This is a genomic window from Mesorhizobium sp. 113-1-2 (assembly GCF_016756475.1).
In the GTDB taxonomy this organism is placed as follows: domain Bacteria; phylum Pseudomonadota; class Alphaproteobacteria; order Rhizobiales; family Rhizobiaceae; genus Mesorhizobium; species Mesorhizobium loti_C.
The window spans coordinates 7,542,590-7,556,817 of the sequence record NZ_AP023242.1 but is presented as its reverse complement, the minus strand read 5'-3'; the positions used below and the strand labels follow the sequence as shown (position 1 = coordinate 7,556,817).

Sequence of the window (14,228 nt, the reverse complement as noted above, 5' to 3'; positions counted from 1 at the left end):
AGGATGTGTGCTTCAGAGCGAGGACGGGGCGTTTTCGATATCGCTGTGATCCGTCGGTGTTCGTTGCTGCTCCTGGATAAGTTCCTGGAGTTTGACGCAGTAGTGCGACCAGATGCTGTCGGCGAGATCGTTGAGGAACTCGAAGACAGCGAGCGCCTGTTCGGGTGTCCATTCGGGATTAATGAGGAACTGGATTCCACGACTGAGGCCGGACGGTTGAGGATCTGGTTTCATGCCGCGGGTACCTTTTCGCCGGAGGAGCGGCTGGTGCGTTTTTCGCGCTGTGCCTTTGATCGCTCGGCCGCTTCCTTGAAGCGGTAGGAATCGCCTTCGATTGAGATCACCTCGGATCGGTGCATGAGGCGGTCGACGAGGCTGACGACACAGGCGGCATTGGGAAAGACCTCCGACCAATCAGCGAAGGGTCTGTTGGTGGTGATGATGGTGGAGCGTTTTTCGTAGCGCCGGCTGATGAGCTCGAACAGCAGGTCCGCATGCCGGTTCGAGTAGGACAGATACCCGACCTCGTCGATCGCCAGAACGTCGGCGGCGGCGTAGTGGTGAAGCCGTCGGCGCAAGGCTGCGTCGCTGTCGAGGGCGGCGAGTTCGCCGAGCATCTCGCTGGCGGTTCGGAAGAGGACGGTGTGACCGCAGATGAGCGCCTGGTGCGCGACATTGCGAGCAAGTGTCGATTTTCCGACGCCGTTTGGACCGATAAAGACGATGTTGGCGGCATCGTTCATGAAGGACAGGGTCATCAGATCCTCGACGGCGGCGCGGTCGATGCGGCGAGGCCAGTGCCAGTCATAATCGGACAGTTGCTTGAAGTGGCCGAGCCTGGCGGCACGCATGCGTCGCCGCATCGAACGGTCGGAGCGCCATTGAAGGACGGCGGCCAGCCAGTCCGCGCCAGCGATTTCGTCCCAATGGGTGATCAGGCCATTGAGGCGCAACGCCTTGGCCCTGTTGAGCAGGATATCGGGATTATTCATCATCTTTGCCTCCAAAGGTCAGTTGGTCGTAGCTGTCGAGGCGATGCGGCCGTACCGTCGTATCCTTGCGCCGCACGTGTTCGGGCAGGCTCGTTTCGACCGGCGGCGGAGCACCGCGGGCGACCCGGCGGCGTTCCAGTACGTCGCGAACCGACCTGGAATGGGAGGCGCCGGCATGCAAAGCTTCCTCGACGGCGGCCTGCAGTTCCTGCGCGCCGTACAGGTCAAGCAGTTTCAGCATCGCGTTGTGATCGCACCGATATTGGCGCCACGCTCGGCGGCCCGGATCATCAGCGTCCGGCAGGCCGGCACGGCGCGCGCCAGGCTGTTGAGGCCGCGATGCTGGCGCGCCTCGCGCTTGATTGCGACGAGAGCCTTGAGGTGCTGAGGGTCCTCGATCTGCTGGTCACGATCATAGCTGCGACGGTGACTGGCGATCATCTTTGCGCCGTCGAAGACGCGGACCAGGCCGAGATCGGCGCGCACGCTGAGCGTGCGCCGGACATGAGCATGCGGTACCGAGTAATCGTTGAGGTCGAAGCGCACATAGGGCGTTTTGCCGACCCTGGCGGCGACCTGCTCCTCGACGGGGTAAGGGTTGGCGGGCAGCGGCAGAAGCAGTGGCTGCTCTTGCGCAAACGCCTGGCGGACCGTTATCGTCCGGTCCTCTGGGCATGGCCGGTCGGCTGCCTGGTTGCGGCACCACTGTTCGGCCTGGGCATTCAGATCGTCGAGATCGGTGAACTTGCGGGCGATGAAGAATGCTTCCCTGATATGTCGTATGGCGCGCTCGACGCGGCCTTTTTCGTTGCCCCGGGCAACCGCGACAGGACGTGGCTCGAACCGATAGAAGCCGGCGAAGGCAAGCAGCGTCGGATGGAAGCGGATTGCATCGCCCTGGCGCTCGAGCACCGCACTCTTGAGATTGTCATAGAGCAGGACCCTGGGCAGCCCGCACCATGTGTTGAACGCGCCGACGTGACCGCGCAGAAAGTTTTCCATGCGCGCGTCGAGGAAGAAGCGCAGGTAGATGTCGCGTGAGTAGGAAAGCACCATCACGAACGCCATTAGCGGCCGGCGGGCGTTGCCGATGTCGATGTGACCGAAGTGGGCCCAGTCGACCTGTCCCTGCTCGCCCGGCAATGTGCGTAGCCGCAGGAACGCCTCGGCCGGCTTGCGTGGACGGTGCAGGGCAACCAGGTGCCGAAAGTGCGTGGGCAAGCCCCGGTAGCCCCGCTCGCGCACCATCGCATAAAGGCGGCTGGCGGTCAGCGAGGGGAACTTTTCCAGCGTCTGCTCAATGAATGGCAGATACGGTTCAATGATTGAGGCTCTCTGCAGCGGCTTATGCCGGGGCAATCCCGCCTGGGCCAGAACGCGATGCACCGTCGTGTGATGGACATGCAATTGCCTGGCGATGGTGCCGCAGCGCCACTTCTCGGCGTGATACAGGCGCAGGATCTGCGCTTCCAGTTCGGGGCTGATGGTCATGATGCGGGCTCTCCGTCTGCGTAGTCAGCTTCACGGGCATAACGAGGCCCCCGGCGACGCACGAAGCCGGTGCGAACGAACGGCGACAGCCGACAGTCGCAGCGCCGACAGCACGGCGTGGGCATGACCGATGTCGTCGCCCGCCCGACGACGTCAGCAAAAGCAGCGACGACATCGTTCGAGGGGCTGCCCGGTAGTGCACCGGCAGGAGATGAAGGTGGAGAATGATGCGTCACTTTATTGTGCCGAGCCCGATATCGTCGGGCCCGGGTCGCATGAGCCAAGCGTCCACGGCGGCTGCGCTGATAACGCCGCCCCGCCTCGCGCACACTCTCGCGGCGGGCAGCACGGGCGCAGACCTCCCCGCAGTAGCGCTGTCCCCGGTCGCAGCTGCGGCAGATCGTTACCTGCGAACGGCAGCGGCCGCACAGAAAGAAGCGGCCCGTAAACATCCGCGACGGTCCTTTCGGAGCGCCGCTGGGAGTTCGGAGAAAAGGTCGACGGAATGCGCTGACAATGCGATAATGCAGGTCGCGCACCGTCAGTGGAGCGTGACACCGAGCCCGGACTTGCCAGTTGAGATCGGTGTTACGCCGGATTGGTTCTGCGGCGCTGATTACCCGCAGATCTACCACAAGGCAGGCGCATGGCGGGGTACGTCGAAAGCCGCCTCAGGGCGACTGGAGACGTGCCCCGCGTCTTCTCAACCTCAGATGATCAGCACCGCGCCGCAAAGGCGGTCGCCCGCTACAGCGCTAGTTGAAGAGCGCGCGGGCGACCGCCTTTGCTCTCTCCAGCGCTTCAGATCTTGTCGTCGCTTATCAGCGGTTTTCGACCGTCGTCGACAGATCGGCCCAGTTCGGTTCCGTGCGTCGCCGCGTGCCCTGTTTGACGCCGTTGCGACTGAAGAGCTTGTGCTCAAGCGCATCGTCGGTCAGCTCCCCCGGCAAGGGCCAGCTCAATCCAACCGCGGCTGCACGCTGCAGATTATCCTGCACCGTACTGCGCGCTATTCCCAATACGACCGCAATCTCGCGGGAGCTCGTCCCGCTTCCGGCAAGCCGCAGCATTTGTCTCAATTGTCTCATGGTCAGCCTTCTCTTTGCCGGCATCAAAATGTCCCCGTTCATGGCGAGGTGATTGATGCCAAAGTTGCTGACCCAGGAGGTAATCTTCAGTGCCGAAAACTGGCCGGCTTTTGATTGGAATGGTGGCCGGCTTCAAATCGGAATGGTGGCCGGTCTTTGATCGGAATGGCGGCCGGCTTCACGTCGGAATCCGCAGGCTTGACCACTAGCCGCAATTAAAGGGCCGATTCACAGTTGCATAATGAATCGGGTCTTCGCTCTCGGAAGAAAGTCCTGGCTGTTCTGCGGTTCCGATCGCGGCGGACAGCGCGCTGCCATTCTCTACAGCCTGATCGTCAGCGCCTTATGCCGCGACGCGGCATAAGCAGGTTTATGCCGACCGCCGAACTATGCCGAGTGCCGCTTCCGATCATGGCGGTATGAAGCGCTTTGCCCGCCATTTCGACCAAGAACCGGTCGTTGACACTCGGCATAGTTCTGATGCTCAAAGGGCGTTCAGGAACTCAAGAAGCCTGTCGTTTGGTCGAAATCGTTCGGCCTTTGCGCGTTCGTATGGCTTCAGCTTGGCGAGTGCGGATTCCTTCAGCTCAAGATGTGCGTGAAGATAGGTCAGCGTCGTTTCCATCGCCTCATGGCCCAGCCATAGGGCGATGACCGAACAATCGACGCCCGCCTGCAGCAGCTCCATGGCAGCGCTGTGCCTCAAAACATGGGGCGACACCCGCTTCGAGCGGAGGGTGACGCAGTGTTCGCGAGCCTTGGCGACATATTTGTTCAGCAGCGCCTGCACGCCGTCGGCGCTCAGCTTGCCGCCGTGCGTGTTCGGAAAGACAGCCGTTGCGCCCCGCTTCCTGGGCTCGTTGAGCCAGCCCCGAAGAGCTTGCTGTGCAACCTTGGTGAGCGGCGTACTTCGCTCCTTGCGGCCCTTGCCAAGGCATCGCACGTGGGCACCGTGCCCCAGCATCACCGAGTGCCGGTCGAGATCGATGATCTCCGAGACCCGCAACCCCGTTTGCGCGGCCAGCAACAGCAGAGTGTGATCACGCCGTCCCAGCCATGTGCTGCGATCCGGACAGGCCAGGATCGCTTCAATCTCGGGCCTGGTGAGAAACTGAAGCTGTCGCTTGTCGCATCGCTTGCTCGGGATCGCGAGCACGCGATGAATCTGGGCGCTATGGGCCGGCTCCTCGAACGACGCATATCTAAAGAAAGACCGTATGGCCGTGAGGCGGAGGTTCCGGGTCCTCACCGAGGCGGATCGCAGGGTCTCGAGGTCCTCCAGGAATGCGCCGATGAAAGGCGCGTCCAAATCCCGAAGTGTCAACTGCGACGGAGACCTGCCAAGGCGTGTCTGCGCGAATGCAAACAGGAGCCGGAAGGTGTCGCGATAGGAGGCGATGGTGTTGGAGCTTACGCCTCGATGTCGCATGAGCCGATCGGTGAACCATCGCTCGATCAGCACGGCCAGATCGTTCGAGGCACTCATGAGCGAACCTCGCACCGCTCATCCAGCAGTCGCGCGGCATGGGTCATTAGCTCCGGCGCGGCGGATAGATACCAGTAGGTATCGCGAACATTGGCGTGGCCGAGAAAGGTCGAGAGGACCGGCAGTTCCCGCTCGACATCTTCGCCCGCACGATACCAGTTGGTCAGGGCCTGGACGGCGAAACGGTGACGAAGATCGTGAATCCGCGGACCATTGCGCTGCCCCCGCTGCCGCAGACCGATCTGTCGCGACAGCTGCCAGAACACCCGGTGCACGTATTGGTGCAGCAATCTGCCGCCCTGCTCGGCGACAAAGAAATAGGGGCTACGAGGCGCGACGAGATGCGCGTCGCGTCGCGCGGCGTAGTCCGACAGCACGGCGACCGTCGTGGCATGGAGCGGGACCAGCCGCGACTTGCCAAACCCTACTTCAACAGTGAGATTCTAAAAGCGTTGTGAGTTCAATGCGTTGCAGGCGCGAGAACGGGTGTTTGCACTACATTTTGCGGGTTTGGGCCGCCGCTCAAGCGGCCTGTTCGCGGATATTTTGCGGCAGGGCGACGCCGGCGGCCTGGAAGACGGACCCGACTTGGCCTTTCACGTGGGTTCGGGTGGTGATGCGCTTGCCATCCTTCTCGATCGTGGCCTCCTGCAGCCGGTCCAGGTCGCGCAGCAGATCGCCCCATTCGACGCTGAAGCCTTTGGCGGCGCAAAGATCCCCCAATTCCTTCTGCAGCAGCAGAGCCAGGAACGAGCAGAACACGTGACCGCGGATCGCCTCATCCGAGCTGTGATAGATTGGCCGGGTGCGCATCAGCGCCTTAGCCCGGCGGAACAGAACCTCCACCTGCAGAAGGTCGCGGTAGCGAAGGACCGCTTGCAGGGGCGTGATCCTGGCGTTGGTCCTTAAGACGAAGATCCCGTCATAGCGGGCCTCTTGGGCCAGCTTGCCGAGATCGATCTCGAAGGCGTCTCTGGTGACTGACTTCAAATAGCGTCGATAGGCCTTGTTGCCGATCAGCGCCTTGTCGCCTTTCTTCAGCTGCTTTTGCAGTCCCTCCACGATCGCCTGGCGATCGGCCTTGTCCTTTTCGGCCTCGGCTTCGTTGCGGCAGACGATGTAGCGCTGGCCGGAGAGCTTGACCTGTTTGACGAACAGCTGGGTCTCGCCCTTGACCCGCTCGACCAAGAGCGGCGTAAACGGCTGCTCGTCGTTCATCACCAGATCGCGCACGATGACGCTGGAGCGTTCGCGGGCGCCGAGGATGTATTCCAACTTCCGCGCCTCCAGCGCCGCGATGCTCGCCGCCGAGATCATGCCGCGATCGGCCACCACGCAGACCCGTCCCACCTTGAAGCGGTCGCGCAGCCGATCGACGATGGGCAACAGCACCGTGAGGTCGGCGGTGTTTCCAGCAACCATCTCCGTGCAGATCGGACGGCCCTGGCCGTCGATGACCACCGCCAGCACCATCTGCTTCAGATCGGGGCGATAATCCTTGGAGTGGCCATGCCGACCTAAACTCTCCCCGCCTTCTCCGTAGAACGACAAGGTGGTTGTATCCATGAACACCAGGGACAGATCAGTGAACAGGTCGCGGCGACGATCGAACAGCTGTTCCTCAATCAGATCCTTCACGCACCTTGGACCCAGGCCTCCTTCGGCTTGTTCTTCGATCTCCTCGCCCAGCCAGGTCATCGCCCGGTAAAGGTGATGCAGCTGAAGGCCCTCGATGCCGCCGATCTTGTAATCGGCCATCCAGTTCTCGCAGGCCCGATCTGACCCCGACACGAACAGACGGTGCAGGACGCTGACGAACACCGCCCGCTCGACGGCGAACTCAAAGCCGCGGATTTTCAGCAGATCGCCCAGAACCTCTGCGATCCCCAGCCGCTCCCACAGACGGCTGAACAACAGCGGCCCGCCGATGCGCATCGCGCTCAGCACGCCGGTGTCGATGTCATTTAAGATCAGGCTTCGTTCGCAGTGCCGGCCCAGCGACTCCACCAGCCGATCGAGCTCGCCGCTGGCCTGCAGCTGATCCTTCCGTCCCAGCGGCCGGATCAGCCGCTGGCGAACCCGGCCGCCCTCGCGCACGCTTTCGGCGAGATATAGGTAGCGATGGCCTCGCGCGACTTTCTCGACCACGAACATGCCGGAATTGTGCAGTGAGAATCACTAAAGATCAATCAAAACAATAAGTAACCCATAAATGTTTTCACTACAAATCTTGCGCGCCGAAAACCCGCATCAGCAAAATCAACAGCTTACAGAGCCAGTTGCCACCTTGTTCCGCCGCTACTGTTCAAGTCGGGCCAAACTTCGTCTCTCGAATGCTCGCCCACGACGACGCCGTCCTGGCGGATGACGATACGATCGGCGTAGGCCTGGATCCCGACCGGCCAGCCGATCGCGGTCGACAGCACCGAGTATTTGTTGTTGTCGAAGCGCACGGTGCAGGTCTTCGTCACCGAGGCGGGAACCGTGTGGAATCCGTCGAAGGGGCCGCGATACTTGACCAGCTTGCGCCCTGATCTTCTCGTAACACGTACTCATCTGAAAACGTCTATCGAGACTTCTGATCGGGATGAACCTGCCATTGCGCACATACAGTTATGGAATTGCGCCCAGTTCTTTCCCGACCTCTATAAACGTCTCGACTGCGCAATCGATATCCGCCAACGAATGCGCTGCCGACATTTGAGTGCGTATACGTGCTTGGCCTTTCGGCACGACCGGGTGGTAAAATCCGACAACATAGATTCCACGTGACAGCATCTTCTCGGCCATTTCCTGGGCCAGAAACGCGTCTCTCAACATCACTGGGATGATGGGGTGGTCCGCGCCGGCCAGACTGAAACCGGCACTTCTCATTTTCGACCGAAAACGTTCTGCGTTAGCGTAAAGCTTTTGGCGCAGAACGCTTCCGTGATCGATGATGTCGAATACCTTCAGGGAGGCAGCGGCAATCACCGGCGCCAGCGTGTTCGAGAAGAGATAGGGCCGAGAGCGCTGGCGCAGCCAGTCGATCACTTCTGTCTTGCCGGACGTGTAGCCGCCGGAGGCACCGCCGAGCGCCTTGCCGAGCGTGCCGGTAATGATGTCCACCCTAGCCTCCACATTGCAATATTCGGCAGAGCCCCGCCCATGCTCACCGACGAAGCCGACGGCGTGGCTATCGTCCACCATGACCATCGCATCGTACTTGTCGGCGAGGTCGCAAACGCCCCTGAGATTTGCGATAATGCCATCCATCGAGAACACGCCATCGGTGGCGATCAACTTAAAGCGCGCGCCGTCCGTCTTTTTTAGTTCCTCCTCCAGCGCCGCCATGTCGTTGTTGGCGTAGCGAAAGCGCTTCGCCTTGGAGAGCCGCACGCCATCTATGATCGAGGCGTGGTTCAGCGCATCAGAGATGATTGCGTCCTCTTCGCCGAGAAGTGTCTCGAACAGGCCGCCATTGGCATCGAAGCAGGAGGAGTAAAGGATGGTATCTGCCATGCCCAGAAAGCCGGAAATCCGAGCTTCGAGCTGCTTGTGCTCTTCCTGTGTGCCGCAGATGAAACGTACTGAGGCCATGCCATAGCCATAGCGGTCAAGCGCCTTTTTGGCGGCGTCAGCGATCTCTTCATTGTCCGCGAGGCCCAAATAGTTGTTTGCGCAAAAATTCAGCACATTGCTACCGTTGGCAACCCTGATCTCTGAAGACTGGCGGGAGGTAATGACCCGTTCGGATTTGTAGAGTCCGGCGGACTTAAGGTCCGCCAGTTCCTGCCTAAGATGCGCAAGAAAGGTTTGGGTCATCGATGTATCCTGGCGTTCAGCCCTAAGATGACGGCTCCTCCGCCAGCGGAGCCGTCCGTTCGAAGCCAGCGTTTGACCAGTTACAAATAGGTTACAGGGCTCGACCAAGCATCATCCGAATGCCTTTGCCAGTACAGCTCCATCAGTTGGCGAGTCACGACACCAACTCTGCCGCTGCCGATGGAGGATCCATCAACGCGCGTCACTGGCATGATACCCCCTGCAGTGGAGGTGATGAATACCTCGTCCGCTTCGTTCAGTTCATCACGCGATAGGTCTGCGGCCGTAACCGTTAGCCCGACATCCCTGCACAAGTCGAAGGCGGTCTGCCGGGTAATCCCCGGAAGAACCCCAAAGGCTGGAGTCTTCAACTGACCGTTCTTAACAGTGAAAACATTGAAGCCGGGGCCTTCGGCAATATTGCCATTGGTGTCCATAACAAGCGCGGTTTCGGCCCCAGCATCGTAGGCGTCAAAAAGACCCTTCACCAGGTCCAGCCAGTGGTAGTTTTTAATTGTCGGATCGACTGATTCTGGTGGGATTCGAACGGTTTCGCTTACGCCCACGTGCAAACCTCGCTCCAACTGTTCTTTGTTGGCAACCGAGCCGAAAGGCACAGCAAAGGCAATGAACCGGTTTTCAGCGTCGCGCGGATCGCGGCTAAATGTCGGTGAAGCTCCGCGCGTGCATATCATCTCAACATAGGCTGATTTGTGTCCAGAAAGAGCGACGCAGTTCGAAAGAATCCGCTCGACATCTTGGCGATCGTAGGGCAACTTCATTCGGAGACGCTCCATCCCCCTGAAGAAGCGATCAAGATGAAGATCCAGTCTGAAGAAGCGCCCCTCCCAGACGTGCACGGTATCGTAGGTAGCGTCCGAGTGCAGGAATCCCCAGTCAAGGACCGAAACCTTAGCTTCTGACATTGGGAGATACTGTCCGTCCATGAAGGCGACACCATGAGGATAACGGCGCGTATCCTTATAGCTAGCTTCGACCTCCGGCACTCCCATCATCGGCTCCGTCGTGGCAACTCTCATGTTTTCTTCCTCTAAACGTGGCTACGCCAAGATCTCTGCACGCGCCTGACTTCATGCCGCCCTCGAGGGACTCATGTACGCACAAGCTTGTTGCTGTTAGTCGGTGGCTCTAAGATCCCGTTAGGTCTGGAACTTCTAATTTCCGCACATTCCGGCAAAACGCCAGCTGCACCGATTCATCGCATCAAACGATGGGCATGCACGATCAAATCGCCACCGCAAGCGCAATAGGTGCTTCAAAAAACAGCTTCTGCTGGCGAAAAAAATCAGCATGAACAGGCCTTAGACCAGAATACGAGGTTCAAACTTCACACGGTCGAGTGTGATCATACTTCTAAACTTGCGAACGTTTGGGTTGATATAGAGCTTTGTCTTCAGGAACACGTCAAACGCTTCAACGTCTTCCACGGCGACGATCAGGACGAAATCTGCATCTCCCGTGACCATGTAACATTGGGTTACTTCTTTTGCGGCGCGCATGGCGCGCTTGAATTCGTCGACAAGATCCAGACGTTCCCGGTCTAGTTCCACATTAACAACAACGGTCAGGGATTTCCCCAGAGCTTTCGGATCCCACTAGGGTCCGGACCCATAAGTCCGCGATTGAGATCGGCGGTACTTCCCACGTGAGCTTTAGAAAGATGGATCGTTCCCAAGCCGTGCGAGTATTGCCCGCGCCTCATCGCTCATTTCGCGGACAATCTCGGCGGCGGGCTGGACGTGGCGGACGAGGCTGACGCCTTGGCCCGACCATAGGGCAAGGGCATCAATGTCGCCCTCGTCACCCGATCCCGGCGTGTGAGATTGGTATGAAACCACATCACCATATGGCGACTTTGCTACCACGACGCCTTCGTTGGGACGCCCACCCGTCGGCGGGCGTCCGGCTGCCTCCCAAGCTTCAATGGTTTTGTTGCGGAGGCTACGGTGCGGAGCGTCGGGCCAGCCGACGTCGAAAACCGTCCCATATTCTGTGTCCGTCTCCTTGGCCGAGAGGATGCGGTCGCGATAGCGCGCATGGATTGGAGCTTCGATGCTCGCGAGAAAGCGGGTACCGATCCAAGCGCCCGCGGCACCAAGTGCCATCGCCGCGGCTAGACACCTAGACCGCGTCCATCCGCAATGCCACCGGCGGCAAGAACTGGGACCGGCGCGACCTGGTCAACAACTGCCGGAACCAACGCCATCGTGGCAACTCTACCGTAAACGTGGCCACCGGCCTCCCAGCCTTGCGCGACGATTGCGTCCGCACCATCCTCGGCTGATATCCGAGCCTGTTCGGCGCTTCCTACCGTATGCAGCACCTTTGCCCCGCCACGATGCGGCGCCTCAGCCATCAGCGGGCCTGCCTGGCCCCAGAAAAATGAGATTACCGGCACGCCTTCTTCCAAGCAGATCGCGAGGCGCTCCTCCTGCGGATATGTCAACACGAGATTGACGCCGAATGGTCGCTCGGTCAGGGCCTTGGTGGCCCGAATTTCTGCGCGTACCGCTTCGGGCGGACTCCAGCCGAGGGCGAGCATCCCGAGGCCGCCTGCATTGCTAACTGCGGCCGCGAATTGCGGAGACGTAGCTCCACCCATTGCCGCCTGGACAATCGGGATTTCTATGCCGACGAGAGTAGTGAAAGCGTTGGGCATTGCGATCCCCCTGAGTCCACCATCCCGTCGCGGCCTTGCCCGATCTAGGGACAGTGGTCCAAAGGGGGCACGGAATCAACAGGGATTTCGTCGGAATCTGCTTCGTGATTCACGGTCTCCAAAGGGAGACCACACGGATGAATCGCGATTATTTCTGGCTGACCGAGGAGCAGTTTGGGCGGCTCGTGGCGCTCTTGCCAACTGACACACGCGGAAGCCGCGGGTTGATGATCGCCGGGTGATCAGCGGTATCGTGCATGTCCTGAGGTCAGGTGGTCGTTGGGTCGACGCACCGGATGCCTACGGCCCGCGCAAGACGCTCTACAACCGCTTCGTCCGATGGGCGGCCAAGGGCGTCTGGGCCGACATCTTCCATGCCTTGGTCTCGGCTAGCGGACCGCCCGCGGAGGTGCTTATCGACTCCTCGGCGGTGAAGGCGCATCGATGTGCCTCAGCCGGCAAAGGAGGGGAACAAAATCAGGCGATCGGCCGATCGCGCGGTGGTCGAACCACGAAAATCCACGCCCTGACCGACGGCCTGTGCCGTCCAATCGCTTTCCTTTTGACCGGTGGCCAGGTCGCCGATTGCAGTGCCGCGGATTTGCTTCTGGAGCAGATGCCGAAGAGCCCGATCCTGCACGCCGACAAGGGCTATGACACCAATGCCATCCGGCACAAGGTCGAGGGCAAAGGGACGATGCCGAACATTCCGCCGAAAGCTAACCGACGCTGGAAGAACTGCTTCTCGCCATTCCTATACCGCGATCGCAACGCCATCGAGCGGATGTTTGGACGGCTCAAGGATTTCCGCCGCATTGCCACACGATACGATCGATCGGCGACGAGCTTCCTCGCCGCCGTCTTCCTCGCGGCAATCGTCAGCTACTGGTTATGAGTCCGGACCCTAACACTACTTTGGCAGTTTAGGTTTGACGGCGTCTGCGAGCAGCTTCTCACAGTGAGGACATCTGCGGGGCGGCGGCCGCGTGAAGAGGTCGAGAATTGCTTGTCTAACAGCTGGCATGCTCGGTTGTGGCGGTGGTCCGCCGACTCTTTTTTTTCCGTCCCGCTGCTTTGAGGCGGCGGGCTTGGAGAAAGGCGTAGGCGATCATGGTCATCAAGGCGTGTCGATGTAATCCAGTCCATGATCGGCCTTCGAAGTGGTCGAGGCCGAGTTCCTCCTTCAATTGCTGATGTGCCTGCTCACAGACCCACCTCGCCTTGATCGTGGCGGCGAGCATCTTGAGGCTCGCATCGGCCGGTAAGTTCGACACATAGTATTTTTGCTCGCCAGTCGACCGGCGTTCGCCGACGAGCCAGACCTCGTCGCCTGGCATGCATTGCATGCGATTGTCGAGCATCCGGTGCTTATGACCATCCGCAACGCGGACACGGCGAGCCGCAAACAAACATGTCAGCCGACCTTTAGTGCCGCGCCGCCAGCTTATCTTGTGCCATCTCTCACCAGACAGCATCACCTCGGCAGAGACCGGCGGCTGGTCCGGGATGTGATATTGGCGGCGCCTGCCTGTGGTCGCGACCGGGAAGATCAGATCAACATCGGCCGGATAGACGTTTTGGCGTCGCGATAGTCCTACAGCCCACAGCAGACCGCGCTCACTCAAAGCCTGACGAAAAGAGCTGCTCGACCCGTAGCCCGCGTCGGCAAGCACGCAGCCGAAACGCACGCCGGAGGCGATGACACGATCGATCTCTTCGATGGCGATCTCCGGCTTTGTCAGAGCGACCTGTCGATCCTTCGGGACGCGCGCCCGCATCATCCGCTCGGGATCATTCGTCCAGGTGTCGGGCAAGAAGAGCCGAAGGCCCACCATCACCGGCACTTCGCGTGAGGCCAGGGTCACCGACACCAGCGACTGGCAGTTGGATGTCTTGCCAAGCGACGAAGCGTATTGAGGCGCGACACCAACCGAATGTTGTCCCTTCTTCGGTAACGCTGTGTCGTCAATGACGAGAAAACCCGCCTCATCGCCGACCAGGCGATCTGCCTCCTTCAGCAGGGCGGCCTCGAGCGGAGCGCTGTCCCAAACCCCTGCCGCGACAAAATGATGAAGCTGATCGTAGCCGACATCGCCCGCTCGCGCGGCCATCGGTTGTACGCTCTTACGGTCGCCCGGCCCGATCAGACCGGCAATGTACAGCGGACACATCCGGCGCCGAGCTGGATGCGAAAGACCTGCCAAAAACGGTTGAAGCCAGTGCTCGAGATCGGCTTGCCAGTCCACGTCCATTGATCGGCCCTCCATACGCCGACCTCCCATGAATCACGCAAACTCTCTCTTGGGAATTCCAAAAACTCGCCCGCCCCTAAAAACCTGCCAAAGTAGTGCTAAACTAATTACCGGCGCTATGGCAAGCCTCCTTCGACATTTTCTCAGGATTAAATGTTTAAGGGCCGTCAGTCCGAACAGTCAGTGATCCTGCCTTGGTGCGCTGGTACCTGGCCTACAATCTCAGCCTGCATGACCTTGAGGAGATGATGGCCGAGCGGGGCATCGCCGTCGACCACATGACCATTCCCTGCTGGACCGTTCGGTTCGCACCGTTACTGCTGGAGCATTCAACCGGCACAAGCGTAGCGTGACGGGGAAGTGGCATGTCGTCGAGACGTACATCAAGGTCCGCGACCACTGGATGTATCCTTACCGCGCCATCGACAGTCGTCC

14 protein-coding genes and 3 pseudogenes are annotated in these 14,228 nt (G+C 60.2%); 2 read left to right on the top strand and 15 right to left on the bottom strand.

The genetic code is table 11. The annotated features are described in order from the left end of the window. Positions 1–12: 12 nt before the first annotated feature. From JN279_RS36310 to JN279_RS38785, 14 genes and pseudogenes are all read right to left on the bottom strand, one after another. The gene (locus JN279_RS36310; protein ID WP_202351560.1) at positions 13–234 is read right to left on the bottom strand and encodes a hypothetical protein; all 222 of its coding nucleotides are present in this window, start codon (positions 232–234) and stop codon (positions 13–15) included. Beyond that, on the bottom strand, positions 231–995 hold the full coding sequence (gene istB, locus JN279_RS36305; protein ID WP_202351559.1) for an IS21-like element helper ATPase IstB: 765 nt from the start codon (positions 993–995) through the stop codon (positions 231–233). The genes JN279_RS36310 and istB overlap by 4 nt, the downstream gene beginning before the upstream one ends. Then, positions 985–1,233, bottom strand: coding sequence for a hypothetical protein (locus JN279_RS36300; RefSeq protein ID WP_202351558.1), 249 nt, complete (start codon positions 1,231–1,233; stop codon positions 985–987). Before JN279_RS36300 ends, istB begins: the two co-directional genes overlap by 11 nt. After that, positions 1,227–2,483: an IS21 family transposase gene (gene istA / locus JN279_RS36295; protein ID WP_202351557.1), complete on the bottom strand. Its 1,257-nt coding sequence runs from the start codon at positions 2,481–2,483 to the stop codon at positions 1,227–1,229. Before istA ends, JN279_RS36300 begins: the two co-directional genes overlap by 7 nt. An 821-nt stretch (positions 2,484–3,304) precedes the next feature. Further along, on the bottom strand, positions 3,305–3,613 hold the full coding sequence (locus JN279_RS36290) for a hypothetical protein (RefSeq protein WP_202351556.1): 309 nt from the start codon (positions 3,611–3,613) through the stop codon (positions 3,305–3,307). Positions 3,614–4,055: 442 nt separating this feature from the next. Next, positions 4,056–5,057: a tyrosine-type recombinase/integrase gene (locus JN279_RS36285; protein ID WP_202351555.1), complete on the bottom strand. Its 1,002-nt coding sequence runs from the start codon at positions 5,055–5,057 to the stop codon at positions 4,056–4,058. Beyond that, the gene (locus JN279_RS36280) at positions 5,054–5,464 is read right to left on the bottom strand and encodes a tyrosine-type recombinase/integrase (RefSeq protein WP_274608717.1); all 411 of its coding nucleotides are present in this window, start codon (positions 5,462–5,464) and stop codon (positions 5,054–5,056) included. The genes JN279_RS36285 and JN279_RS36280 overlap by 4 nt, the downstream gene beginning before the upstream one ends. A 115-nt stretch (positions 5,465–5,579) precedes the next feature. Then, positions 5,580–7,211, bottom strand: a complete 1,632-nt coding sequence (locus JN279_RS36275) for an IS1634 family transposase (protein ID WP_202351548.1) — start codon at positions 7,209–7,211, stop codon at positions 5,580–5,582. A gap of 173 nt (positions 7,212–7,384) precedes the next feature. Continuing rightward, a pseudogene (locus JN279_RS36270) lies at positions 7,385–7,579 on the bottom strand (Mu transposase domain-containing protein); the annotation flags it as partial. A gap of 91 nt (positions 7,580–7,670) precedes the next feature. After that, positions 7,671–8,861 carry a glycine C-acetyltransferase gene (locus JN279_RS36265; RefSeq protein WP_202351554.1) on the bottom strand — a complete coding sequence of 397 codons (1,191 nt, stop codon included), beginning with the start codon at positions 8,859–8,861 and terminating at the stop codon, positions 7,671–7,673. An 80-nt stretch (positions 8,862–8,941) separates the two neighbouring features. Then, positions 8,942–9,877: an aminotransferase class IV gene (locus JN279_RS36260; protein WP_202353880.1), complete on the bottom strand. Its 936-nt coding sequence runs from the start codon at positions 9,875–9,877 to the stop codon at positions 8,942–8,944. A 306-nt stretch (positions 9,878–10,183) separates the two neighbouring features. Then, positions 10,184–10,381, bottom strand: a complete 198-nt coding sequence (locus JN279_RS36255) for an Lrp/AsnC ligand binding domain-containing protein (protein ID WP_244734809.1) — start codon at positions 10,379–10,381, stop codon at positions 10,184–10,186. A 153-nt stretch (positions 10,382–10,534) separates the two neighbouring features. Then, a complete protein-coding gene (locus JN279_RS38790; RefSeq protein ID WP_202351553.1) occupies positions 10,535–10,987 on the bottom strand; it encodes an NAD(P)H-dependent flavin oxidoreductase in 453 nt (150 codons plus the stop codon). 8 nt (positions 10,988–10,995) lie between these two features. Further along, positions 10,996–11,541, bottom strand: a complete 546-nt coding sequence (locus tag JN279_RS38785; protein ID WP_202351552.1) for an NAD(P)H-dependent flavin oxidoreductase — start codon at positions 11,539–11,541, stop codon at positions 10,996–10,998. Positions 11,542–11,678: 137 nt separating this feature from the next. Here JN279_RS38785 and JN279_RS36240 point away from each other — a divergent pair. Further along, positions 11,679–12,436 (top strand): IS5 family transposase gene (locus JN279_RS36240; protein ID WP_202351551.1). Its coding sequence is split into 2 segments (ribosomal slippage): positions 11,679–11,757 and positions 11,757–12,436, totalling 759 coding nucleotides; the frame shifts between segments, so codons are not numbered across the junction. 115 nt (positions 12,437–12,551) lie between these two features. Here JN279_RS36240 and JN279_RS36235 read toward each other — a convergent pair. Continuing rightward, positions 12,552–13,830 (bottom strand): annotated as a pseudogene (locus tag JN279_RS36235) (IS701 family transposase). Positions 13,831–13,946: 116 nt separating this feature from the next. Here JN279_RS36235 and JN279_RS36230 point away from each other — a divergent pair. Beyond that, positions 13,947–14,223 (top strand): annotated as a pseudogene (locus tag JN279_RS36230) (IS6 family transposase); the annotation flags it as partial. Between the last annotated feature and the right edge of the window lie 5 nt (positions 14,224–14,228).